Consider the following 23,548-nt stretch of genomic DNA (forward strand, 5'->3'; position numbering starts at 1 on the left):
ATGTCGGCAGGTCACGTCGGCAGGTCGTGTCGGCAGGTCGTGACGGCAGGGTGTACCGGTGATTCCCGTCAGAGCACGTCCAGGGCATCCAGCCGGATGTGCACCGGCTCACCCGTGCGTTTCGCCGAGAGCGCGGCCCGGCGGGCGCGGAGCCGGCGGGTGATGTCGCCGGCGGCCCGGTAGGGGAAGAACACCAGGACGCGGTGGCTCCCGTGACCGGCGAGGGTGTCGGCCGGTCCCGGTCCGGTGGAGCCGTTCGGCGCGGCGGCCGCACGGGCCGCGAGCATCGCTTCCCGCCGCACGTCCGGGGGCACCGGAGCCGGCCCCACGACGCGCGCCGCCCCCTCGAGCTCCGCTCCCTCGAGGAAGTGCGTGAGAGCCTCCCGCGTACCCGTCAGCACGGCGTACCGGACGGCGGGCGGAAGCCCCAGGACGTGACGCTCGGCGAGTTCGCGGGAGGCCGCCCCGGCAGGGTCCCAGCGCACGAGGTGGCCCACCGCGACGTCGTCGTCGCCCGTGATCACCACGGTGCCGCCGGCAGGCGCGGGGCGGGCCAGGACGGCCGCGGAGAACCAGCGGCGCAGCGCGTCCTCGCCGGCGCGCAGCGACTCCCTACTGAGAAGGGCGTTGCCGTCGAGCAGGATCACGGCCGCATACCCGGTCGGCGCCACCGGTTCGGCGCCGGGTGTCGCGACGACGACGGCGGGCGCGTCGCGGACGGAGTCGACGATGTGCGCGCCGGCCGAGGAGATCACGGGCACTCCAGGGAAGGCCCGGCCCAGCTCTTCGGCGGTCCGCGTGGCACCGGCGACCGTTGCGCGAACCCTCGTCCCGCCACACTCCTGGCACTCCCAGTGGTTGTCGGGGCGCCCGCACCAGCGGCACGAGAGCGGCGCGTGGCGTCCTGACTGTGCCAGCGGCCCCGCGCAGGCGCGGCAACGGGCCGGGTGGCGGCAGCGATCGCACGCGAGCGCCGGCGAGAAACCGGTGCGGGCCACCTGCAGCAGGACCGGACCGTGCTGCAGGCCGGCCTGCGCGGCGGCCCAGGCCGCGTGGGGAATCCGGGCCTGAGCCGCGAGCGGGTCCCGTTCCATCTGATAGGCGTCGGTCGCGTGGACGACGCGGGGCACAGCACGCCGGACCTCGCGGCGGTCGGCCTCGATGGCTCGCGCCCAGCCCGTGTCGACGAGGCGCTGTGCCTCCGTGGAGCGTCCGACGGAGGCGAGCAGCAGTCCCGCCCCCTCGTGCTCCGCGCGGAGGAGCAGGACGTCGCGCGCATGCTGGTAGGGCGCCCGCTGCTCGATGTGCTGGTCGTCGCCGTCGTCCCACAGGCACACGAGCCCGAGGTCACGGACGGGCGCATAGGCGGCAGAGCGGGTGCCGATCGCGACCCTCGCCGTACCCTGCAGGATGCGCAGGAAGTTGCGGTAGCGAGGGGTGGCTCCGTCCTCCCCCGTCAACCGCGCGATCGCGGTGCTACCGAGCCGGGCCACGAGCGCTGCCTCCACGCGTGCCAGGTCGCGCTGGTCGGGAACGACGACGAGGGCGCCGCGTCCGGAGGAGGCGGTCGCGGCGACGGCGTCGGCCATCTCCTCCGGCCAGGCGGTGGGTCCGTACCCGCCGAGGCTCGTGAGGACGGCACGAGGCGACTCCCCGGCCGCGAGATGCTGGAGGTAGGTGGGCCCGTTCGTGTACCGCTGGAAGCTCCCGGAGGGTGCCGGTCGTGCGCCTGGTTCGGCCGTGCCCTCTTCGGCGGTGCCCGGCGCGGTTCCCGGCACGCTCTCGGACGCGGAACCCGGCAGGAATTCGTTCTCGACCCGGGCCATGCGCGGGGGGACGGCGGACCGCAGGACGTCGCTCACGGTACCGACGGAGCGTGCTGCGATCGCCGTTGACAGGGCGAGGATCTCGGGTGTCAGGACCTGCAGCGGCGAGACGACCTTCCCCAGCGGCAGCAGGGTGGCCGTCGTGCTCGCCTCCGCCACGCGTTCGGCGAGGAATCCGGCGTGTTCACGACCGGCGAAGCGCACCTTCACCCGGACGCCCGGCTGCGCCTCGGCATCCATTCCGGCGGGCACCGAGTAGTCGAAGAACCGGTCGAGGTGGGGTAGCTGCGCATCCAGGACCACGCGCGCGACGGGCAAGGATGCTGCCCGCTCGGGGTCGGCCTGCGGGAGCTTCGCCGCTGCGAACCCGTGCAGGAGGGACAGCTGTCCCCCGCTCCCCTCGGGCTCCCGGGGCTGCTTCCGCGTCCTGTGGCTCGCGTTCTCCGTCATTCTCTCGCCGCGGGCCGGCTGGGTCGGCACGCGCTGTCCTTCCGCGTCAGGCGTTGAAGTAGCTCCGGAGCTTGTCCACGCGATCGGTGCGCTCCCAGGTGAAGCCCTCCTCCTCGCGGCCGAAGTGGCCGTGCGCTGCGGTGCGCTGGTAGATCGGCCGCTTCAGGTCAAGGGCGTTGATGATGCCGAGCGGGCGGAGATCGAAGACCTCGCGGATGGCGTCGCCGATCGCCTGCGGATCGACGGTCTCCGTGCCGAATGTCTCGACGTAGATGCCCACGGGCTGCGCCATGCCGATCGCGTACGCGATCTGGATCTCCGCCCGCCTCGCCAGACCGGCGGCGACGACGTTCTTGGCCACCCAGCGCATGGCGTAGGCGGCGGAGCGGTCTACTTTGGAGGGATCCTTTCCGCTGAAGGCTCCGCCTCCGTGGCGGGCCATCCCGCCATACGTGTCGACGATGATCTTGCGTCCCGTCAGGCCGGCGTCGCCCACGGGTCCGCCGATCACGAAGGCGCCGCCGGGGTTCAGGATGTGGCGGACCGACGAGGTGTCGAGGTCCGCCTCCGCGAGCACGGGGACGATGACGTGCTCGGCGAGGTCCGCGCGCAGCTCCTCGAGGGACACATCGGCCGAGTGCTGCGAGGAGATGACGACCGAATCGATCGAGACCGGGCGGTCGCCGTCGTACCCGATGGTGACCTGCGTCTTCCCGTCGGGTCGGAGGTACGGAAGGGTGCCGTCCTTGCGCACCGTGGTGAGGCGCTCGGAGAGCCGGTGGGAGAGCCAGATGGGGGTCGGCATGAGGACCTGGGTCTCATCGCTCGCGTAGCCGAACATGATGCCCTGATCGCCGGCACCCTGCGCGTCGTATGGATCCACGCCGGTTCCCTCGCGGGTCTCGAGGGAGGTGAAGACCCCGGACGCGATCTCGGCGCTCTGCTGGCCGATGGACACGGAGACGCCGCAGCGGGCGCCGTCGAAGCCGTTCGCGGAGGAGTCGTAGCCGATCCCGAGGATGGTCTTGCGGACGATCTCGGGGATCTCGACGTAGGCCTCGGTGGTGACCTCACCCGCCACGTGGACGAGGCCGGTGGTGACGAGCGTCTCGACGGCCACGCGGGAATCGGGGTCCTGCCGCAGCAGGCCGTCGAGGATGGCGTCGCTGATCTGGTCGCAGATCTTGTCCGGATGGCCCTCCGTCACCGATTCCGAGGTGAAGAGGCGCAGGGGGGAACCGGTGCTGGGTGAATTCACGTGCTCACTCTACTTGGTCGGTGGGACGATCCTGCCGGGGACGACGCGGTGCGACACGGCCGCCGAGGGATCCCGGAGCATGCACGGAAGCGGTCAGGCGGCGGTGGCGGGGTCAGGGGCGTCAGGGGGCGTCAGGGGGCGTCAGTGTGCGATCAGGCGCGCGACATGCTCCATGACCGCGTCCGCGACCACGCGCTTCGATCCGCGGACAGGAGCCGCTTCGCTGCCGTCGGCGGACAGGATGGTGACCTCGTTCGAGTCCTCGCCGAACACGAGGTCGGCGCCGACGACGTTCAGGACGAGGAGATCGCATCCCTTCCGCGCGAGCTTCGCCCGCGCGTGCGTGATCGGATCGGCAGAGGAGTCCCCCGTCTCGGCAGCGAAGCCGGCGATCACGAGAGGCCCGGGAAGGGAGGCCCGTGCGACGACGGCCTCCCGGAGCACGTCGGGGTTGCGCACGAGGGTGATCACCGGATCGGCGCCGTCATCGGTCTTCTTGATCTTGGTGGCCACCATCTCGGCCGGACGGAAGTCGGCCACCGCAGCCGCCATGACGAGGACGTCGGTGGTGGGCAGTGCGTCGAGGACGGCGTCACGCAACTGGAGCGCGGAGTCCACCCGGACGACGTCGCAGCCGGCCGGCGGCGGGACCTCGGCATGGGCGAGGATCAGGGTCACGTGGGCGCCCTGCGCCAGCGCGGCCTCAGCCAGGGCCATGCCCTGCTTCCCGGAGGACCGGTTCCCGAGGAACCGCACGGGGTCCAGCGCCTCGCGGGTTCCGCCGGCGGAGATGGTGACCCGCTTCCCCGTCATCGGCCCGGCATCCCCTGTGGCTACTGCGGTGGCCGCCAGGGCAGCAGCGAAGATGTCGGCGGGCTCGGGCAACCGTCCGGGCCCCGAGTCGGATCCCGTGAGCCTGCCCGACGCCGGCTCGAGCACGATCACGCCGCGTGCCCGGAGGGTTTCGACATTGGCGCGGGTCGCAGCGTGCTGCCACATCTCCGTGTGCATGGCCGGTGCCATGACGACGGGGCCGCGCGCCATCAGGAGGGTTCCCGTCAGGAGGTCGTTGGCGAGGCCCGCCGCTGCCCGCGCGAGCACGTCGGCGGTGGCGGGCGCGACGACGATGAGCTCGGCCTCGTGGCCCAGGCGCACATGGTTCACCCTGTCCACGTCGTCCCAGACGCTGTTGCTCACCGGATGGCCGGACAGCGCCTCCCAGGTGGCGGTCCCGACGAAACGCGTGGCCGCGTCGGTCGGGATCACCGTGACGTCGTGTCCGGCCTCCGTGAAAAGACGGAGGAGGGATGCAGCCTTGTAGGCTGCGATCCCTCCTCCGACACCGAGTACTATGCGCACCCTGCTCTGCCGCCTACGAGAATCGTCGCGTTATTCCGACTGCTCCATGGGCGTCGAGACGAGCATGCCCTCGTTGATCTCGCGCAGCGCGATGGAGAGTGGCTTCTCGTTGAGCTTGGTGTCCACGAGCGGGCCGACGTATTCGAACAGGCCCTCGTGGAGCTGCGAGTAGTACGCGTTGATCTGGCGGGCACGCTTGGCACCGTAGATCACGAGGGCGTACTTCGAGTCCGAGGCCTCCAGCAGAGAATCGATCGGCGGGTTGATGATGCCTTCGGGCTGAGTTGACACAGAATCTCCAAAAATATTAGGCGGGACGGCGGGTGCAGGGCGTTGTCAGCGCTGCAGCGGAAGCAGTCCCATCAGTGATACGAGCTCGTCTGCCGCATGCTCCACGGTGTCGTTGACGACGGTGTGGGTGAATTCCGGCTCAGCGGCAAGCTCCAGTTTAGCCGTTTCCAGCCGTTGCTGCTGTTCCTCGGCGGATTCGGTGCCGCGGCCCACCAGACGGCGCACCATCTCCTCCCAGCTGGGCGGAGCCAGGAACACGAACGTGGCGTCCGGCATGGTCTCCTTCACCTGCCGTGCGCCCTGCAGATCGATCTCCAGGAGCACCCTCCGGCCCTCGTCCATGGCGGCCTGGACGGTCCGGCGCAGGGTGCCGTAGCGGTTCCGTCCATGGACCACCGCCCACTCGAGCAGCTGTCCGTCGCTGATCAGCTGGTCGAACTCCTCGGACGAGAGAAAGAAGTAGTGCACGCCGTCCACCTCGCCCGGCCGCGGGGGCCGGGTGGTGGCCGAGACGGAGAGCCACACCTCGGGGTAGTTGTCCCGGATGTAGGTGGAGACCGTCCCCTTGCCGACCGCCGTCGGGCCGGCGAGGACTGTCAACCGCGGCTGTGACACTGATGTTCCTTACTTACCGGCCGTGCCGGTGTGATGGTGTTCGAGATACGAGACCAGCGCTGTGCGCTGGTGGATACCGAGTCCGCGGACGCGGCGCGTCGCTGCGATGCCGACCTCCGTCATGATGGCTGCTGCCCGCACGTCGCCGACACCGGGTAGCGCCTTGAGGAGATCGAGGACCCTGAGGCGTCCTACGGCGTCGTCGCCGTCGTGGTTCTCGACCACGTCCGCCACTGAGAGCTTACCGGTCTTCAGCCGGGTCTTGACGTCCGCCCGTACCGCACGCGCCGCCGTCGCCTTCTCACGCGCCTGGGTTCGTTCGACATCCGTCAATGGCTTCAGGCTCACTGGTGCTCCCTGCGCTGGACGCACCACGTATGGCGGCGACCGCTCGTCGTATGGACAGGTCAAAGATCCGGGATCGGGCTCGAACCGAACCTACCGGGCGCACGGCACTGAAATCAATGCACCGGCGGGATCAGGCGAGCTCGTCGCGCGTCCGCTCGGCCGCCGCCCGCAACTCCGCCGCACCGGGTCCCGCGGCGAGGATGGCACGGCTCGACGTCGGCAGGACGAACGGCAGCGCGTCGCCGAAGGCTGCCCTCAGTTCCGCTGTCCCTGCGCCCTGCGCCCCGACACCCGGGGCCAGGATCGGGCCGTTCAGGGCGGCCAGGTCGAGGCCGAGGCGATGGGCCGCGTCGCCGATGGTCGCGCCGACCACGAGGCCGACATGGCCTGCGCCTCCGGCACGGCGGTTCTCGGCGGCCGCGGCGTGCGCGATCGACCGTGCGACCGACGAATCGCCGCCCACGTGCTGCACCAACTGCCCCTCGGCATTCGAGGTGAGGGCCAGGACGAACACACCCCTGCCGGTCTCGCGTGCGAGGTCGATCGCGGGCCGGAGGGACTCGAAGCCTAGGTAGGGGTTGAGGGTCACGGCGTCCGCAGCGAGGGGCCGGTCCTCCCCCAGCCATGCGTCCGCGTAGGCCTGCATGGTGGACCCGATGTCGCCGCGTTTCGCGTCGGCGATGGTGAGCACGCCCGCGTCGCGTGCACGGGACAGCAGGGTCTCGAGGACGGCGAGCCCCCGGGCGCCGTGCCGCTCGTACAGGGCCACCTGCGGCTTGAGCGCCGCGGACACGGGCCCGACGGCGTCGAGCACCGCGAGCGAGAAACGCTCGAGGCCGGCGGGGGAATCCTCCAGTCCCCAGGCTGCCAGGAGTGCCGGGTGCGGGTCGATGCCCACGCAGAGGCTCCCCCGGGCTGCGCGTACCGCGGCGAGCCGCTCACCGAACGGCGCCCGGGGAGCCGCCTCAGGAGGCATCGCGGGCCTCTGTGGACGCGCGGAGGTTCGCGGCGTGCTCCTGCAGGCTCGTGACCGACCACTCGTAGGAGCGCATGGCCTCGATCGCCTGGACGGCCGCTCCCACCTCGGGGATGGTCGTGATGACCGGCAGTCCGTAGGACGTCGCCGCGGCCCTGATCTCGTAGCCGTCACCGCGCGCCTGGCCGCCGGAGGGCGTGTTGATGATCATGTCGATCCCGCCCTCGGTGATGAGGTCGACGATGGTTCCCTCGCCACCCGCTCCCGTTCCCTCGGCGACCTTGCGGACCGTCGTGGCCTGGATGCCGTTGCGACGCAGCACGTCGGCCGTCCCGCCGGTGGAGACGATCTCGAAGCCGAGGTCCACGAGCCGCTTGACCGGCATGATGATGGCGCGCTTGTCGCGGTTCGCCACGGAGACGAACACCTTGCCCTCGACGGGCAACGCGGCGTTGGCCGCGGCCTGGCTCTTGGCGAACGCGGTGTCGAAGTACTTGTCGATCCCCATGACCTCGCCCGTGGACCGCATCTCCGGGCCCAGCAGCGAGTCGACGACGGTGCCCTCCGGGGTGCGGAAGCGGCTGAACGGCAGGACGGCCTCCTTCACGGACACCGGGGCGTCCAGCGGCAGCGATCCGCCGTCGCCCTGCGCGGGCAGGAGTCCCCGGGTCCGGAGCTCCGCGACAGTCACTCCCGTCCCGATCAGCGCGGCGCCCTTCGCGAGCTGGACGCCGGTGGCCTTGGACACGAACGGCACGGTGCGGGACGCCCGCGGGTTGGCCTCGAGCACGTAGAGCACGTCGGAGGCCAGCGCGAACTGGATGTTGATGAGGCCGCGGACGCCCACGCCCTCGGCGATCGCGAGGGTGGCCTCGCGGACGCGCTGCAGCACATCCGCGCCGAGGGTGATCGGCGGCAGCACGCAGGCGGAGTCGCCCGAGTGGATGCCGGCCTCCTCGATGTGCTCCATGATGCCGCCGAGGTACATCTCGGTGCCGTCGTAGAGGGCGTCCACGTCGATCTCGATGGCATCCTCGAGGAAGCGGTCGATCAGCACGGGATGGGCCTCGGTGATCTCCGTCGCGTTGGCGATGTAGCGCGAGAGGTTGGCCTCGTCGTAGACGATCTCCATGCCCCGCCCGCCGAGCACGTAGGACGGCCGGACGAGAACGGGGTACCCGATGTCGTCGGCGATGCGCTTGGCGTCCTCGAAGGAGACGGCGGTGCCGTTCTTGGGCGCGATCAGCCCGCCGGCGTCGAGGACGCGGCTGAACGCACCGCGGTGCTCGGCGAGGTCGATCGCCTCCGGTGACGTGCCGAGGATCGGGATGCCGGCGTCGGCCAGTTCCTGGGCGAGCTTCAGCGGCGTCTGCCCGCCGAGCTGCACGAAGACGCCGAGCACGCCGCCGGTGCGCTCCTCGGCGGCGATGACCTCGAGGACGTCCTCGAGGGTCAGCGGCTCGAAGTAGAGGCGCGTGGAGATGTCGTAGTCCGTGGAGACCGTCTCCGGGTTGCAGTTCACCATCACGGTCTCGTAGCCGGCCTCACGCAGCGCCATGGTGGCGTGGACGCACGAGTAGTCGAACTCGATGCCCTGGCCGATCCGGTTGGGGCCGGAGCCCAGGATGATGATGGAGGGCTTCTCGTGCTGGGCCACCTCGTCCTCCTCGTCGTAGGAGGAGTAGTGGTAGGGCGTGTACGCGGCGAACTCGGCGGCGCAGGTGTCCACGGTCTTGAAGACGGGGCGGATGCCGAGGGCGTGCCGGACCCCGCGGACCACGGCATCGGGGGTGGAGGTGAGCACCCCGATCTGCTCGTCGGAGAAGCCGTGGCGCTTGGCGAGCCGCAGCACATCCTCCGTCAGGTTGGCGGCGGAGCGCACCTCCTCCGACACCTCGTTGAGGAGGACCAGCTGGTCGAGGAACCACGGGTCGATGCCGGTGGCCTCGTACAGGCGCTCCACGCTCGCGCCGCCCAGCAGCGCGCGCTGCACCTGGGAGAGGCGTTCGGTGGTGGGGCGCTTCGCGGCCTCGACCAGGCCGTTCACCTCGTCCGCCGGTACGGGCACGAAGGAGAGCTGGGAGCCTTTCTGCTCGAGCGAGCGCAGCGCCTTCTGCAGGGCCTCCGTGAAGTTGCGGCCCATGGCCATGGCCTCGCCGACAGACTTCATGGTGGTGGTCAGCGTGGGGTCGGCGGCGGGGAACTTCTCGAACGCGAACCGCGGGACCTTCACCACCACGTAGTCGAGGGTCGGTTCGAAGGAGGCCGGGGTCTTCAGCGTGATGTCGTTCGGGATCTCGTCCAGCGTGTAGCCGAGGGAGAGCTTGGTGGCGATCTTCGCGATGGCGAAGCCCGTGGCCTTCGAGGCCAGCGCCGAGGAGCGCGAGACCCGGGGATTCATCTCGATCACGACCACGCGGCCGGTGTCGGGCTCGACGGCGAACTGGATGTTGCAGCCCCCGGTGTCCACGCCCACCTCGCGGATGACGGCGATCGAGATGTCGCGGAGCCGCTGGTACTCGCGGTCCGTGAGGGTCAGTGCAGGCGCCACGGTGATGGAGTCGCCGGTGTGCACGCCCACAGGATCGAAGTTCTCGATGGAGCAGACCACCACGACGTTGTCGTTCCTGTCCCGCATCATCTCGAGCTCGTACTCCTTCCACCCGAGGATGCTCTCCTCGAGGAGCACCTCGCTCGTGGGGCTGTACTGCAGGCCCTGGCCCACGATCCTGCGGAGGTCGGACTCGGTGTAGGCGAGGCCGGAGCCGAGGCCGCCCATGGTGAAGGACGGCCGGACCACCATCGGGTAGCCGAGGTCGTCAGCGGCCACGAGGGCCTCGTCGATCGAGTGGATGATCGCGGAGCGGGCCGATTCGGCCCCGCAGCGCTCCACGACGCCCTTGAACTTCTCGCGGTCCTCGCCGAGCTCGATCGCGGCGATGTTCGCCCCGATGAGTTCCACGCCGAACTTCTCCAGCACGCCGTTCTTGTCGAGGGCGATCGCCGTGTTCAGCGCGGTCTGACCCCCGAGGGTGGGGAGCAGTGCGTCGGGGCGCTCCTTCTCGATGATCTTCGCGACGACGTCGGGCGTGATCGGCTCCACATAGGTGGCGTCGGCGAACTCCGGGTCGGTCATGATCGTGGCGGGGTTGGAGTTCACGAGGATGACCCGGAGGCCCTCCTCGCGCAGGACGCGCAGCGCCTGGGTGCCCGAGTAGTCGAATTCGGCTGCCTGCCCGATGACGATCGGGCCGGACCCGATGACCAGGACGCTCTTGAGGTCGGTTCTGCGGGGCATCAGTTCTCTTCCTGCGTTGTGCTGCCGGTGGTGCGGTCATGGCGGGGCTGTGTGCCCGCGACCTTCGATCCATGCGTGCCGAGTTCCATCGCGGCGGCGTCGGCGAGGGCCCCCGCCTCCGATGGCGCGTCGAGGGCCGAGGCCAGCGCCGCGTTCCCCGATCCGGGGTCCTTCTTCTCGGCCCGCATGAGGTCGATGAAGCGGTCGAACAAGTACGCGGAGTCGTGCGGACCCGCCGCGGCCTCCGGGTGGTACTGGACGGAGAAGGCGGGCAGGTCCAGGCAGGCGAGCCCCTCGACGACGTCGTCGTTCAGGCTCACGTGGCTCACCTCCACGCGGCCGTAGGAACCGGCGGGCGCCTCGACCGGGCCGTCGAGCGGGGCGTCGACCGCGAACCCGTGGTTCTGCGAGGTGATCTCCACCTTGCCGGTGCGGCGGTCGAGGACGGGCTGGTTGATGCCGCGGTGCCCGTAGCGCAGCTTGTAGGTGCCGAAACCGAGGGCGCGTCCCAGGATCTGGTTGCCGAAGCAGATGCCGAAGAAGGGCATGCGCTCGTCGAGGACCCGGCGGAGCAACTCCACCTGGGCGTCCGCGGTGGAGGGGTCTCCCGGCCCGTTGGACATGAACACACCGTCCGGCTGAACGGCGGCCACGTCCTCGAAGGTGGCGTTGGCGGGCAGGACCACGGTGCGTACGCCGCGCTGCGCGAAATGCTTCGGCGTCATGGCCTTGATGCCGAGGTCCAGCGCCGCGATGGTGGCCACCGGGCCCCCGGCCCAGCCGTGGTCGGCGGGGTCGACGACGTACGCCTCATCGATGCTGACCTCCTCGGCCAGGCGCGCGCCGGCCATGGACGGCTGCGCGAGGACCTGCTCGACCAGCTGGGTCTCTGTCAGTGCCGCGTCCGCGCCGGAGAAGATTCCGGCCCGCATGGCGCCGCGCTCGCGGAGGTGGCGGGTCACCGCGCGCGTGTCGACGCCCTCGATCCCCACGACGCCCTGCTCGCGTAGCTGATCGTCCAGGCTCTGCTCGGAGCGCCAGTTGGACGGGCGGCGTGCCGCGTCGCGGACGATATAACCGGCCACCCAGATGCGGCGGGACTCGGCGTCGTCGGCGTTCACACCGGTGTTGCCGATGTGCGGGGCCGTCTGGACCACGAGCTGCCGGGCGTAGGACGGGTCGGTGATGGTCTCCTGGTACCCGGTCATGCCGGTGGCGAAGACCGCCTCGCCGAGCGTGGTGCCTTCGGCGCCGTAGGCGCGGCCGCGGAAGGTCCTGCCGTCCTCGAGGACGAGGACCGCGGGTGCCTTCGCCTGGACCGGTGCCTTCGATGGAGCATGGCTCACTGCTGTTCCCTGCCTTCGGGGGTCGATGGATCTCGGTGGGTCGTGCGGCTGGCCCCGTTCTCGGGATCAGCGGGGATGAGGGCGGCGATGGCCGCGACGAGCTGGGCCTTGTGGGCGGCATGCCGCGTCCGGAAGCCGGTGTCCACACGGCGTTCCTGACCGCTCGGGTCGGTGCCGAGGCGCCACGTCACGACGACGAGCCCCTCCTTCTCGACGAACTTGCCGGTCATGCCGGCGGCCAGCTGCACCGAGAGGAGCTGCTCGCGTGGCACGAAGACGGCGCGGGCGCCGGTCCGGGTGAACAGGACGCCGTCGGGGTGGACGGAGGCGACGGCGTTGCCGCGCAGGCCGAGGCCGTGCACGGCGATGCGGTCCAGCCAGTCCCCGGCCGTCGTCGTGGCGACGTACTGGCCGTCCGCCTCGTACAGCACGCGTCCCGCGTCCGCCGGCACGTCCGGCGGCGGGGGGACGTCGGACTGGCGTCGCAGCCGGTTCCGCCAGCCGAGGGCCATCAGCGCGACGATCACCAGGACGATGGCGACGGTCATCAGGACCCAGCCTAGATATTCCACGCCGCATCCTCTCCATCGACGGCCGTCGCCGGCACCTGGCCCCGGCGAGGTGTCGAGAGGTGGCCGTCGAGAACGGTGGGGTGTCCCTCAAAGAAGGTCGCCCGCACACGGCCGGGCAGCTCGAGGCCCCGGAACGGACTGTTGCGGCCCTTCGTCGCCATGGTGGTGGGGTCGACCGTCCAGCGGGCGGCAGGGTCCACGAGGATCAGGTTCGCAGGCTCGCCGACGGCGAGCGGGCGGCCCTGGTGGTCCAGCCGTCCGATGCGCGCGGGTGTTACGGAGGTGACGCGGGCGAATCCCGCCCAGTCGAGGAGCCCGGTCTCGACCATGGTGTGCTGGACCACGGACAGGGCTGTCTCGAGTCCGGTCATCCCCATGGCCGCCTGGGCCCACTCGCATTCCTTGTGCTCGCTCGGGTGCGGCGCGTGGTCGGTCCCGACCACGTCGATGGTGCCGTCCGCGAGGGCCGCGCGGAGCGCGTGGACGTCGTCGGACGTGCGCAGCGGCGGGTTGACCTTGTAGACGGGGTCGTAGCTGCGCACGAGCTCGTCGGTCAGCAGCAGGTGGTGCGGGGTGACCTCGGCGGTCACGTCGATACCGCGGGCCTTGGCCCACCGGATGATCTCCACGGAACCGGCGGTGGAGACGTGGCACACGTGCAGCCGGGAGCCGACGTGCTGAGCGAGCAGGACGTCGCGCGCGATGATGCTCTCCTCGGCGACGGCGGGCCAGCCGGTGAGCCCGAGGACCGCGGAGACCTCGCCCTCGTTCATCTGGGCACCCTCCGTCAGGCGGGGTTCCTGCGCATGCTGCGCGATCACGCCGTCGAACGCCTTGACGTACTCGAGTGCCCGGCGCATGAGGACCGGGTCGTGGACGCAGATGCCGTCGTCGGAGAAGACGCGCACCGACGCGCGCGATTCGGCCATGGCGCCGAGCTCGGCCAGGCGCTCGCCGGCGAGCCCTACCGTGACCGCCCCGACCGGACGGACCTCGACCCACCCGGAGGCGAGCCCGAGGCGGTACACCTGCTCGACGACGCCCGCGGTGTCCGCGACGGGCGAGCTGTTGGCCATAGCGTGGATCGCCGTGAAGCCGCCGAGCGCGGCGGCGCGCGAGCCGGTCTCGACGGTCTCGGCGTCCTCGCGGCCCGGCTCCCGCAGATGCGTGTGGAGGTCCACCATGCCGGGCAGGGCGACGAGGCCGTCCGCCTCGATGGTGACGGCGTCCGCGGCGGCCCCGCTCGCGGCGTCGGGGCCGCTAGCCGCGATGACACCGCCACGGACCAGGAGATCGGTGGCTTCCCCACCCAGGGGCGAGACGCCGCGGATCAGGTACTGAGCGGGGTCGACGGCGCGGTCGGTGGTGGTGTCTGGGCTCACGGGGTGCGGCCTTCCGGGGTCGTGGCGAACGGATCGTCCTGGTGGGGGCGGTCGTCCGAGTGGTCGTCGTCGTCCTGCGGGTCCCCCGAGAGCAGCAGGTAGAGCGCGGCCATCCGGACGGAGACGCCGTTGCGCACCTGCGCGAGGACGGTGGAACGGGGCGAGTCGGCGGCCGCCGAGGAGATCTCGAGGCCGCGGTTCATGGGCCCCGGGTGCATGATCACGGTGTCGTCCAGGCCCATGGTGTCCAGGAGGGCGAGGCGCCCGTCGTCGAATCCCCAGCGCCGCGAGTACTCCCGCGTGGACGGGAAGAACGCGGCATTCATGCGCTCGGCCTGGAGGCGCAGCATCATGACGGCGTCCGGGCGCTGCGCGAGGGCGTCGTCGAGGTTGTAGAAGACGGTGCAGGGCCAGCTGCCCACGCCGACCGGCAGGAGCGTGGGCGGCCCCGCCAGGAGTACCTCGGCGCCGAGCGTGGTCAGGAGCCAGACGTTGGACCGCGCCACGCGCGAGTGCAGCACATCCCCGACGATCAGGACCTTCATGCCGACCAGCGTGGTCCCGGCGGAGGGATTGCCGGCAATCCGGGCCCAATGGCGGCGGAGCGTGAAGGCGTCGAGCAGCGCCTGCGTGGGGTGCTCGTGGGTGCCGTCGCCGGCGTTCACCACGGCCGCATCGATCCAGCCCGAGGCGGCTAGCCTCGCGGGTGCGCCGGAGGCGGGGTGGCGGATGACGACGGCGTCCGCGCTCATCGCCTCGAGCGTCTGGGCCGTGTCCTTCAGCGATTCTCCCTTGGAGACCGAGGAGCCCTTCGCGGCGAAGTTTATGACGTCGGCGGACAGTCGCTTGGCGGCGGCCTCGAAGGAGATCCGGGTCCGCGTGGAATCCTCGAAGAACAGGTTCACCACGGTGCGCCCGCGCAGGGCAGGAAGCTTCTTGATCTCCCGCTCCCCCACGGCTGCCATCTCCTCGGCGGTGTCCAGCAGCCGCAGGGCATTGCGGGCCGAGAGGTCCTGCGTGCTGAGCAGATGCTTCACGTGCGGTCCTCGATGACGACCTCGTCGACCGCCGAGCCGCCGATCAGGTCGATCTCCGCGAGATGCACGCGCACGCGCTCGAGGGACGACGTCGGCAGGTTCTTGCCGACGTGGTCCGCCCGGATGGGCAGTTCGCGGTGCCCCCGGTCGACGAGGACGGCGAGGCGGACCGCGCGTGGACGGCCGAGGTCCGCGAGGGCGTCGAGGCCGGCGCGGATCGTCCGGCCCGAGTAGAGGACGTCGTCGACGAGCACGACGACCTTGTCATCGATGCCCGACGGCGGAAGTTGCGTGGCGAGGGGCGAACGCGTGGGATGGCGGCGCAGATCGTCGCGGTACATGGTGACGTCCAGCTGACCCGTGATGAGGTCGGGGTCCACCGAGGGGTCCACGGCGGCGATCTTCTGGGCGAGTCGCTGGGCGAGGGGGAAACCCCTGCGCGGAATGCCGAGGAGGACGAGATCACGGGGGCCCTTGTTGGCCTCGAGGATCTCGTGGGCGATGCGCGTGAGGGCGCGGTCTATATCTGCTTCTGCGAGAACAACGCGCTTGTGGATGCCGGATTCCGAGGCAGGCACGGTCATAACACGCTTCCTCCTTCCCCGCCTCACTGGACGGAATTTAAAGGCTGGTTGCGGTGTCAAAAATACCACAGCACGCCGGGCCCCTAGGGTTGCAGCATGGCTATGAACACTCCCGGCCCGGGCCCGGGCCCCGGAGGCCGCCACCCGGAGGGCGGGCGGTCGCAGGATCCGCTCCGGCGCCCTCCGGACCGGTTCCAGCAGCACGGCTGGTGGGGAACCACGACACGCCGGCAGGATCTCCCCGCGCCGGTGCACCCGGGCGGTCCCGTCCTCGAGCCCGTCTGGGCCCAGCGCACCTCACGCCGCCGGGCGGTGCTCAACGTGGTCCTCGTCATCGTCGCGGCACTCGTGGTGGCCGGCGTCATGCTGCTGATCGCACGCTCTCTCGGCCCCCCGGCCTTCCTGCTGTGCGGCGTTCTCGCCCTGATACCGCTCGCGATCTGCCTGCAGGGGCTGCGCTGGATCGACCGGTGGGATCCCGAACCTCGCGGGGCACTGCTGTTCGCGTTCCTCTGGGGTGCGGGGACGTCGGTGGCGGTCACCCTGCTCCTCGGGACCTGGGTGATCGACCTGCTCGGCGCTGCCCTGGCGACGACCTCGCCGGAGGTGATCGGCGCCGTCCTGCAGGCACCCGTCGTCGAGGAGTTCGCCAAGGGTCTCGGCGTGCTGATCCTCGTCCACACCCTTCGCAGCCACTTCGACGGACCGGTGGACGGGATCGTGTACGCGGGTACCGTCGCGGCCGGCTTCGCCTTCACGGAGAACATCCTCTACTTCGGCGCTGCCGTCCGCGAGTCCGGCGACGCCGAGGCCCTTGTCGGCGTGTTCATCCTCCGCGGCCTCTTCTCCCCGTTCGCCCACGTCATGTTCACGTCGCTGCTCGGTTTCGTGCTGGGATTCGCCCTGAGCCGCGGAGGTGGCACTGCGAGGATCCTCGCCGCGTTCCTTCTGGGGCTCATCCCCGCGATTGCCGGTCACATGCTCTGGAACGGCGGCACGCTCGTGCTGTTCGACGACTTCTTCCTCTTCTACCTCGTCGTGCAGGTGCCGCTCTTCATTGCCGCCGTGACCGCCGTCGTCCTGCTGCGGCGATCGGAACGCCGGCTGACGGAGACCCGCCTCGGGGACTATGCCCGGGCGGGCTGGTTCACGTGGGCGGAGGTGCAGATGCTCGCCACGATCCCCGGGCGGTCCCAGGCGCTGGCGTGGGCCGGGTCCGTGGGAGCGAGGCAGGACATGCTCGGCTTCATCCGGACCGGCTCGCGCATCGCCTACACGCGCCAGCGGATGCTCGGAGGCCGGCGCGACGCCGACTACGCGGCCGTGGAGGTCGCACTTCTCGATCAGGCCACGCTGCACCGCGAGCGGATCCTCCGCCTGGCTTCGACGTCCCGTCGCTGAGCCCCGTCCGCCCGCGGGCGGACGGGCCCCTGCTCAGGCGAGGAGTGTGGGCTTCAGCTGCTGGAGCCGGCCGAGGAGGCCGTTGATGAACTTGGGTGACTCGTCCGTGGACAGCATCTTGGCGAGCTCCACGGCCTCGCTGACAGCGACGCCGTCGGGGACGTCGTCGTTGTAGAGCAGCTCCCAGCTCCCGATCCGGAGGATCATGAGGTCCACCGCGGGCATGCGGTCGAGGGTCCAGCCCTGCGAGTAGGTGCTCAGGAACTCGTCGATCTGCTCCTGGTGCTCCAGGACCCCCTCGACGACGTCCACCGTGTAGTCGGCGATGACCATGTCGGTCTTCTCGCGGCGCGCGCGGATGACCTCCAGGGCCGGCATCTCACGTTGGGTGGATTCGAAGAGGACGTCCAGGGCCCGGCGTCGCGCCTTGCTGCGTGCGCTCACTCGTTGACGCGTCCCAGGTACTCGCCCGTACGGGTGTCGACCTTGACCTTGGTGCCGTTGCCGAGGAAGAGGGGCACCTGGATCTCGTGGCCGGTCTCGACGGTGGCGGGCTTGGTGCCGCCCGTGGAGCGGTCGCCCTGCAGGCCCGGCTCGGTGTAGGTGATCTCGAGCGTGACCGATGCCGGGAGTTCGACGTAGAGGGCCGATCCCTCGTGCATGGCGATGGTGGCCATCTGGCTCTCGAGCATGAAGTTCGCGGCGTTGCCGACCGTCTTGCCGGGGACCGTGATCTGGTCGTAGTCGGTGGTGTCCATGAAGACGAAGTCCTCGCCGTCCTTATACAGGTACTGGTAGTCGCGACGGTCCACGGTCGCCGTCTCGATCTTCAGGCCGGCGTTGAAGGTCTTGTCGACCACTTTGCCGGACAGGATGTTACGGAGCTTGGTGCGGACGAAGGCGCCACCCTTGCCGGGCTTGACGTGCTGGAATTCGAGGACGTTCCAGAGGTTGCCTTCGAGCTTCAGCACAGTGCCGTTCTTGATGTCGTTCGTGGTCGCCACAGGTTCACTTTCGTCGGTTTCGTACAGGTCTTCGTCGAAGACGGGAGCGGATGGGCCGGCCGAGGCGCAGCGGGCGCACGGAAGCGCGCCGAAAGTCCGTGGACCAGTCTACCCCGTGCCGGGTGGGGCACCGGCGACGCCACCGTCCGGGCGGGTGCGTCAGGAGGCGATCTCCTGGTAGGCGGCGAAGAGCAGCGAGGTGTCCGGCACCTCGAGCATGCCGGGCCGCCCGACGCCGTCGAGCACCACGAAGCGGAGGAGGTCGCCGCGGGATTTCTTGTCCCTGCGCATGCCGTCCAGCAGGGAAGCCCAGCGGTCACGCCGGTAGGTGATCGGCAACCCGAGGGATTCAAGGATGCTGCGGTGCCGGTCCGCCTCCGCGTCGCTCAGTCGGCCGACCATGCGGGACAGTTCGGCGGCGAAGACGAGGCCCACCGAGACAGCGGCTCCGTGCCGCCACGAGTAGCGCTCGGCGAGTTCGATCGCGTGGGCGAGGGTGTGGCCGTAGTTGAGGAACTCGCGGCGGCCCGATTCGCGGAGATCCTCCGAGACCACGTCCGCCTTGACCCGTACGGCCCGTTCCACGAGGTCGCGCAGCACCGGCGAGCTCGCGTCGGTGGCGGCCGTCGTGTCCTGCTCGATCAGGTCGAGGATCACGGGATCGGCGATGAAACCGCACTTGACCACCTCGGCGAGACCGGTCACGAGCTCGTTCTTCGGCAGGGTGGACAGTGCGTCGAGGTCCACCAGCACGGCGGCGGGCGGGTGGAAGGCGCCCACGAGGTTCTTGCCCTCGGCGGTGTTGATCCCGGTCTTGCCGCCCACCGCGGCGTCCACCATGCCGAGCAGGCTGGTGGGCAGGTGGACCACGCGGACTCCGCGCAGCCAGGTCGCGGCGACGAATCCGCCGAGGTCCGTCACGGCGCCGCCGCCCACCGTCACGACGGCGTCGGAGCGCGTGAAGTCGTTCTGTCCCAGGACCTGCCAGCAGAAGGCGGCCACCTGGATGTGCTTTCCCTCCTCGGCGTCCGGGATCTCGGCCGTGACGGCGGTGAAGCCCGCCCCCGCGAGTTCGTCGCGGACGGTGTCACCGGTCGCACGGAGCGCGCGCGGGTGGATCACCAGCACCCGGCGCACACGCTCCCCGAGGATCGCGGGAAGGCGCCCGAGCAGTCCCCGGCCCACGACGACGTCGTAGGTGTTCTCGGTGGTGGCCCCGGTGACCGGGATGATGGTCGCGTCGTCAGTCGCCATGGTGGTGCGTTCCGATCTCGTTGGTCAGGTGTGCTCGTTGGTCAGGTGTGGAGGTGACGCGGTACGCGCGCCGTCGGACTGGTCGTTTCGTGCCTGTCGCGCAGGAGGCGGATCGTCCCCCGGGGGCAGTTCCTGCAGGATCGCGTCGGTGGTCCTCCGGACGGACATCCTGCGGCAGTCGATCACGACGTCGGCCAGCGCGCGGTAGACGGGCCGGCGAGCGTCGTAGAGTTCCTGCCAGCGCTCTGCCGGACGTCCCGCGAGCAGGGGCCGTGCGGAGTCACCGGTGATCCGGGGGAGCACGGTCGCGAGATCGGTGTCGAGGAACACGACGACGGCCGCGGCGAGGCGGTGCCGGGTACCCTCGTGCAGCACCGCTCCCCCGCCGAGCGAGACGACGGCGCCCGGTACGAGGGCTTCGGCGACCACGGCGGCCTCGAGGGCGCGGAACCCCTCCTCGCCGTCCCGGTCGAAGATGGCCGGGATGCTCCCGTGGCGTTCGACGATCACGCGGTCCGTGTCGACGAAGCGCGAGCCCGTGCGCTGGGCCAGCATCCGACCCACGGCGGACTTGCCCACGGCCATCGGGCCCACCAGGACCACGGGGGCGTCGTGCAGCATCAGGCCCTGGCGGAGTCCAGGAACTCCGGGATGTTCTCGAGATAGGTGCGCATGTTCCGTGCGGTCTCCGCGAGGGAGTCCCCGCCGAACTTCTCCGTGACCGCCTCGGCGAGGACCAGGGCGGTCATCGCCTCCGCAACCACCCCGGCGGCAGGCACCGCACAGACGTCCGAGCGCTGGTGGTGTGCCCGGGCGGCCGCACCGGTACTCACGTCGACGGTCCGCAGTGCGCGCGGCACCGTGGCGATCGGTTTCATGGCGGCACGGACCCGCAGCACGTCCCCGATGCTCATGCCACCCTCGATACCGCCCGCCCGGTTGCTCGCTCGGACGATCTTGCCGTCGTCGTCCCGGAGGATCTCGTCGTGGGCGGCTGTGCCGCGGCGCGCTGCCGTCTCGAAGCCGTCCCCCACCTCCACACCCTTGATCGCCTGGATGCCCATGAGCGCCGCGGCGAGCCGGGAGTCGAGCCGGCGGTCCCAGTGCACGTAGCTGCCGAGTCCTGGTGGCAGACCGTAGGCCACGACCTCCACGACACCACCGAGGGTCTCGCCCTCCTTGTGGGCGGCGTCCACCTCGGCCACCATGGCGTCCGAGGTGTCCCGGTGGAAGCAGCGCAGCGGATCAGTGTCGAGGGCGATCACGTCGCTCGGCCGCGGGAGCGGGGCGTCCTCGGGCACGGAGACCGAGGCTATGGAGACGGTGTGGCTGACCAGGCGGATCCCCAGGCCCTCGAGGAACTTGGCAGCGACGGTGCCGAGGGCCACGCGGGTGGCCGTCTCGCGGGCACTGGCGCGCTCCAGGACCGGGCGCGCCTCGTCGAAGCCGTACTTCTGCATGCCGGTGAAATCGGCGTGGCCGGGGCGGGGCCGCGTCAGAGGAGCGTTGCGGGCCGATGCCGCCAGCTCGGCGGCGTCCTCCTCGCCGAGGGGGTCCGCGGACATGATCTTCTCCCACTTGGGCCACTCGGTGTTGCCGACCTCGATGGCCACCGGCCCGCCCTGCGTGATGCCATGGCGCACGCCACCCAGGATGCGCACCTGGTCCTGCTCGAACTTCATGCGGGCTCCACGGCCGTAGCCGAGCCGGCGCCGCGCGAGGGCCTCCTGGATATCCGTACTGGTGATGCCGACCCCCACGGGCATACCCTCGATGATCCCGACCACGGCGGGGCCGTGCGATTCTCCTGCCGTCAACCAACGCAACATGGTTTCCATACTGCCATGCAGCACGGCGGGGTTCAGCGTCGCGGGGCGCCGACCGCGTCACACATCACGGCGAGCACGGCCGCCGGGTCCTCGACGCGATCGGGGAAGAACAGCCTCACCTGTTCCACGGCCTGGTGCAGGAGCATGTCCAGACCGGGCACGATCGTCCCGCCGGCCTGCTGCCATGCGGTCGCGAGGGCGCTTGGCCACGGGTCGTAGGCGACGTCGAGCAGGGTTGCCGGCGTGGAGTAGGTCGGGTCCGCGGCGAGCTCTGCGGCCAGGGCATCGGCGGCGCGGGGTGGAAGCGTTGAGATCACGACGTCGGCAGCGCGTAGGTGCTGCCGTGCGGAGCCCCACGGGAGGAGCCGCACCTCGATGCCCACCGCCCCGCCGATCCGCAGCAGGTCGGTTGCCGCTTCCGGCCGGCGGACGAGGACGGCGGCCGAGGAGGCTCCGAGGCGGGCGAGGCCGGCCACGGCGGCAGCCGCTGTCCCGCCTCCGCCGAGGATCACTCCATGGGAGGGCCGACCCGCGCCGCCGGCCGCCAGCGCGTGGGCGATCCCGACGACGTCGGTGTTGTGCCCCGTCAGATGGGTCCCGGTGGGATCGACGACCACGGTGTTCACGACACCGAGCGCGGTGGCCGGCTCGGTGGTGGTGTCGACGAGCCGGGCGACCGCGGCCTTGAGGGGCATCGTAACGGACAGGCCACGCCACCCCCGGCCGGTCCTCACCGTCCCCAGGAAGTCCTCGATGCCGCGTTCGTCGACCTCGACGGCGCTGTACTCGCAGTCGACGCCGAGGGACCGGTAGGCGGCCCGATGCAGCAGCGGAGACTTCGAGTGGCCGATCGGCGATCCGAGGACGGCCGCCCTCGACCGTCCCTCCTCAGGCTCGGGGTGCACCTACTCGCAGCGTCCGGGGTTGTCGGAGCACCAGGCGTCGTACTCCGCGACGTACCGCAGGTGCTCCGCATAGGTCTCCGAGAACTTCGTCTCCGCGGTGTCCAGGTTCACCGTCACCCAGAAGTAGAAGGGCACATCGGCGGGATTGACCGTCGCATCGATGGCCTCGTCGCTCGGGGAACCGATCGGTCCCTTCGGCAGGCCCGGGTTGGCGAAGGTGTTGTACGGATTGGAGGTGTCAGCCTTCTCCTCCTCGCTCAGCTGGTACGTCCGCTTGCCGAGACCGTAGGCGACCGTCGCATCGGACTGCAGCAGCCCGTTGGTCTCCGTGTTGCCGGGGGTGAGGCGGTTGTTGATGGATCCGGCGACCGTGGCGTAGTCACCCTCGCCGGCCTCGGCCTGCACGATGCTCGCGATCGTGAGGATCCGGTACTGCTCGCTCGGATCGGTCACGCCGTCCTGTTCGAGACGGGCCGTGGTGGCGTCCACCATCTCCGTGATGATCTCGGGGGCGGTCGCCTCGATGTCGAACCGGTACTCACCGGGGTGGAGATACCCCTCGAGTGAGAGTGCCTCGGCCGGGAGTCCGAACTGCGTCGGGTCGTCGGCGAGGGCTTCGAACTCCGCGACCGGGATACCGGTGGATTCGCTGAGGATGTCGAAGACCTCGTTCTGTCGGAGGTCGCGGGCCACTGCCGCGTAGGACACGAGCGTCGGGTCCTCGCCCAGCAGCGCTTCGGCGGCCGCGGCCGCGGGCATCTGCAGACGCATCTCGTACTCGCCCGGCTGCACCTCGCGACCCTCCGCGATGGAGCCGAGCGCCTCGATGAAGGTCTGCGAATCGGCGACGATGTCGGCGCTCTCGAGCCCGGTCCCGATGGCCAGTGCACCGGCTCCCTGGGGCACGGTGAAGACCGTCTGGTCGCCGCCCGGGCCGGCATAGTCCCGGACCTCGTTCAGCCCTAGGGCGTCCCGCAGCATGAGCGCGGCGCCGTAGACGGTTCCGGCGAACAGCATGAGGACGACGAGCATGATCACGGTGCGCCGCAGGCGCCTGCGCTGCTTCGCCTTCGACGGCGGCTTGCGGCCACGAGGGACGTCCTGTGCGACGAAGAACTCCTCGACGGGCTCGGGGTGGTCGTGGGAGTCGTCCTCGTACTGCCCGTCGGCAGAGGGCTGTCCCTCGTCGTGGGCGGCTGTCGAATGACGCGTACGATCGTTCACGACTCCTGCTCCCTCCTGCTCGGCGTACTGTCCTTGATAACTGGCTCCTCGATCGGGGTCGGCAGCGGGCCCGGGGCACCCGCTGCATCGTCCACGGGAACCGGATCCCCCACGTCCTGTCCGCGTGAACGCTGCATGTCGATGGCGTGCTGGAGTATTTCGACGGCAGCCACCTGATCCACTACCTTACGATGCTCGCGGCTGCCCAGACCAGCCGAATGCAGGGACCGGTGGGCCGATACCGTGCTCAGGCGCTCGTCGACCAGCCGTACTGACAACGGGTGGGACTGCCGGAGAAGTTCCGCGGCGACGAGGCCCGCGTAGGTCCTGGCCATCTCCGCCGACGATCCTTCCCGGCCGGCCATGGTCTTCGGCAGTCCCACGATCACCTGGACGACGCCGCGTTCCACGGCCTCCTGGACGAGGATGCGGACGTCGCTGTTCCGGCGCGGATCCCGCTTCAGCGTGCGGATCGGGGTGGCGAGCATGCCGTCCCGGTCGCAGCCGGCAAGACCCACGCGTACCAGCCCGACGTCGACGCCGAGTTTCGGCCCCCGGGGATAGGACGCGGTCTCGCCGGCCATCGGGC

At 70.5% G+C, this 23,548-nt stretch carries 21 protein-coding genes and 1 pseudogene; 1 reads left to right on the forward strand and 21 read right to left on the reverse strand.

Annotation, left to right across the window (positions count from 1 at the left end; all coding sequences use genetic code 11):
• Positions 1–68: 68 nt before the first annotated feature.
• The 13 genes and pseudogenes from FJV46_RS14355 to pyrR form a co-directional block, all read right to left on the reverse strand.
• Positions 69–2,276 (reverse strand): primosomal protein N', encoded by a 2,208-nt coding sequence (locus tag FJV46_RS14355; protein WP_158250099.1) that lies wholly within the window; start codon positions 2,274–2,276, stop codon positions 69–71.
• 46 nt (positions 2,277–2,322) lie between these two features.
• Entirely contained in the window at positions 2,323–3,534 is a 1,212-nt protein-coding gene (metK, locus tag FJV46_RS14360) for a methionine adenosyltransferase (protein WP_087025949.1), read from the reverse strand.
• Between the two features lie 141 nt (positions 3,535–3,675).
• Positions 3,676–4,902 (reverse strand): annotated as a pseudogene (coaBC, locus tag FJV46_RS14365) (bifunctional phosphopantothenoylcysteine decarboxylase/phosphopantothenate--cysteine ligase CoaBC); the annotation flags it as partial.
• A gap of 21 nt (positions 4,903–4,923) precedes the next feature.
• Complete coding sequence (gene rpoZ, locus FJV46_RS14370; RefSeq protein WP_087025955.1) at positions 4,924–5,184, reverse strand: DNA-directed RNA polymerase subunit omega; 261 nt, start codon at positions 5,182–5,184, stop codon at positions 4,924–4,926.
• 45 nt (positions 5,185–5,229) lie between these two features.
• The gene (gmk, locus tag FJV46_RS14375) at positions 5,230–5,799 is read right to left on the reverse strand and encodes a guanylate kinase (RefSeq protein WP_087025958.1); all 570 of its coding nucleotides are present in this window, start codon (positions 5,797–5,799) and stop codon (positions 5,230–5,232) included.
• A gap of 9 nt (positions 5,800–5,808) precedes the next feature.
• Positions 5,809–6,147: an integration host factor, actinobacterial type gene (mihF, locus tag FJV46_RS14380; RefSeq protein ID WP_087025961.1), complete on the reverse strand. Its 339-nt coding sequence runs from the start codon at positions 6,145–6,147 to the stop codon at positions 5,809–5,811.
• 130 nt (positions 6,148–6,277) lie between these two features.
• Complete coding sequence (pyrF, locus tag FJV46_RS14385) at positions 6,278–7,123, reverse strand: orotidine-5'-phosphate decarboxylase (protein ID WP_087025964.1); 846 nt, start codon at positions 7,121–7,123, stop codon at positions 6,278–6,280.
• Positions 7,113–10,421, reverse strand: a complete 3,309-nt coding sequence (carB, locus tag FJV46_RS14390) for a carbamoyl-phosphate synthase large subunit (RefSeq protein ID WP_087025966.1) — start codon at positions 10,419–10,421, stop codon at positions 7,113–7,115. Before carB ends, pyrF begins: the two co-directional genes overlap by 11 nt.
• Positions 10,421–11,767, reverse strand: a complete 1,347-nt coding sequence (gene carA, locus FJV46_RS14395) for a glutamine-hydrolyzing carbamoyl-phosphate synthase small subunit (RefSeq protein WP_087025969.1) — start codon at positions 11,765–11,767, stop codon at positions 10,421–10,423. The genes carB and carA overlap by 1 nt, the downstream gene beginning before the upstream one ends.
• Positions 11,764–12,315 (reverse strand): PH-like domain-containing protein, encoded by a 552-nt coding sequence (locus tag FJV46_RS14400; protein ID WP_087025972.1) that lies wholly within the window; start codon positions 12,313–12,315, stop codon positions 11,764–11,766. The genes carA and FJV46_RS14400 overlap by 4 nt, the downstream gene beginning before the upstream one ends.
• A gap of 11 nt (positions 12,316–12,326) precedes the next feature.
• Positions 12,327–13,721 carry a dihydroorotase gene (locus FJV46_RS14405; protein WP_087025975.1) on the reverse strand — a complete coding sequence of 465 codons (1,395 nt, stop codon included), beginning with the start codon at positions 13,719–13,721 and terminating at the stop codon, positions 12,327–12,329.
• The gene (locus tag FJV46_RS14410; protein WP_087025978.1) at positions 13,718–14,758 is read right to left on the reverse strand and encodes an aspartate carbamoyltransferase catalytic subunit; all 1,041 of its coding nucleotides are present in this window, start codon (positions 14,756–14,758) and stop codon (positions 13,718–13,720) included. The genes FJV46_RS14405 and FJV46_RS14410 overlap by 4 nt, the downstream gene beginning before the upstream one ends.
• Complete coding sequence (pyrR, locus tag FJV46_RS14415; protein WP_087025981.1) at positions 14,755–15,342, reverse strand: bifunctional pyr operon transcriptional regulator/uracil phosphoribosyltransferase PyrR; 588 nt, start codon at positions 15,340–15,342, stop codon at positions 14,755–14,757. The genes FJV46_RS14410 and pyrR overlap by 4 nt, the downstream gene beginning before the upstream one ends.
• A gap of 96 nt (positions 15,343–15,438) precedes the next feature.
• On the opposite strand from pyrR, the gene FJV46_RS14420 reads away from it, so the two are divergent.
• Positions 15,439–16,743, forward strand: a complete 1,305-nt coding sequence (locus FJV46_RS14420; protein ID WP_087025984.1) for a PrsW family intramembrane metalloprotease — start codon at positions 15,439–15,441, stop codon at positions 16,741–16,743.
• A 33-nt stretch (positions 16,744–16,776) separates the two neighbouring features.
• Here the strand turns inward: FJV46_RS14420 and nusB are convergent, their stop codons facing one another.
• From nusB to ruvX, 8 genes are all read right to left on the reverse strand, one after another.
• Positions 16,777–17,187 carry a transcription antitermination factor NusB gene (gene nusB, locus FJV46_RS14425; protein ID WP_087025989.1) on the reverse strand — a complete coding sequence of 137 codons (411 nt, stop codon included), beginning with the start codon at positions 17,185–17,187 and terminating at the stop codon, positions 16,777–16,779.
• On the reverse strand, positions 17,184–17,747 hold the full coding sequence (gene efp, locus FJV46_RS14430) for an elongation factor P (protein ID WP_087025992.1): 564 nt from the start codon (positions 17,745–17,747) through the stop codon (positions 17,184–17,186). Before efp ends, nusB begins: the two co-directional genes overlap by 4 nt.
• A 159-nt stretch (positions 17,748–17,906) precedes the next feature.
• On the reverse strand, positions 17,907–19,001 hold the full coding sequence (gene aroB / locus FJV46_RS15365; RefSeq protein ID WP_087025994.1) for a 3-dehydroquinate synthase: 1,095 nt from the start codon (positions 18,999–19,001) through the stop codon (positions 17,907–17,909).
• A 24-nt stretch (positions 19,002–19,025) separates the two neighbouring features.
• Complete coding sequence (locus tag FJV46_RS15370; RefSeq protein WP_087025997.1) at positions 19,026–19,622, reverse strand: shikimate kinase; 597 nt, start codon at positions 19,620–19,622, stop codon at positions 19,026–19,028.
• Positions 19,622–20,830 (reverse strand): chorismate synthase, encoded by a 1,209-nt coding sequence (aroC, locus tag FJV46_RS14445; protein WP_087025999.1) that lies wholly within the window; start codon positions 20,828–20,830, stop codon positions 19,622–19,624. The genes FJV46_RS15370 and aroC overlap by 1 nt, the downstream gene beginning before the upstream one ends.
• A 32-nt stretch (positions 20,831–20,862) precedes the next feature.
• The gene (locus FJV46_RS14450) at positions 20,863–21,735 is read right to left on the reverse strand and encodes a shikimate dehydrogenase (RefSeq protein ID WP_087026001.1); all 873 of its coding nucleotides are present in this window, start codon (positions 21,733–21,735) and stop codon (positions 20,863–20,865) included.
• On the reverse strand, positions 21,736–22,959 hold the full coding sequence (gene mltG / locus FJV46_RS14455) for an endolytic transglycosylase MltG (protein WP_087026003.1): 1,224 nt from the start codon (positions 22,957–22,959) through the stop codon (positions 21,736–21,738).
• Positions 22,956–23,543, reverse strand: coding sequence for a Holliday junction resolvase RuvX (gene ruvX, locus FJV46_RS14460; RefSeq protein WP_087026007.1), 588 nt, complete (start codon positions 23,541–23,543; stop codon positions 22,956–22,958). Before ruvX ends, mltG begins: the two co-directional genes overlap by 4 nt.
• Positions 23,544–23,548 lie beyond the last annotated feature (5 nt).

The organism is Arthrobacter agilis (assembly GCF_006494655.1).
GTDB classification, from domain to species: domain Bacteria; phylum Actinomycetota; class Actinomycetes; order Actinomycetales; family Micrococcaceae; genus Arthrobacter_D; species Arthrobacter_D agilis.

Coding starts and splice junctions, on each gene's coding strand:
- FJV46_RS14355 (WP_158250099.1), bottom strand. CDS start 2,276: ATGACGGAGAACGCGAGCCACAGGACGCGGAAGCAGCCCCGGGAGCCC.
- pyrF (WP_087025964.1), bottom strand. CDS start 7,123: ATGCCTCCTGAGGCGGCTCCCCGGGCGCCGTTCGGTGAGCGGCTCGCC.
- carB (WP_087025966.1), bottom strand. CDS start 10,421: ATGCCCCGCAGAACCGACCTCAAGAGCGTCCTGGTCATCGGGTCCGGC.
- FJV46_RS14400 (WP_087025972.1), bottom strand. CDS start 12,315: ATGACCGTCGCCATCGTCCTGGTGATCGTCGCGCTGATGGCCCTCGGC.
- pyrR (WP_087025981.1), bottom strand. CDS start 15,342: ATGACCGTGCCTGCCTCGGAATCCGGCATCCACAAGCGCGTTGTTCTC.
- FJV46_RS14420 (WP_087025984.1), top strand. CDS start 15,439: ATGGCTATGAACACTCCCGGCCCGGGCCCGGGCCCCGGAGGCCGCCAC.
- aroB (WP_087025994.1), bottom strand. CDS start 19,001: ATGGCGACTGACGACGCGACCATCATCCCGGTCACCGGGGCCACCACC.
- FJV46_RS15370 (WP_087025997.1), bottom strand. CDS start 19,622: ATGCTGCACGACGCCCCCGTGGTCCTGGTGGGCCCGATGGCCGTGGGC.
- aroC (WP_087025999.1), bottom strand. CDS start 20,830: ATGTTGCGTTGGTTGACGGCAGGAGAATCGCACGGCCCCGCCGTGGTC.
- ruvX (WP_087026007.1), bottom strand. CDS start 23,543: ATGGCCGGCGAGACCGCGTCCTATCCCCGGGGGCCGAAACTCGGCGTC.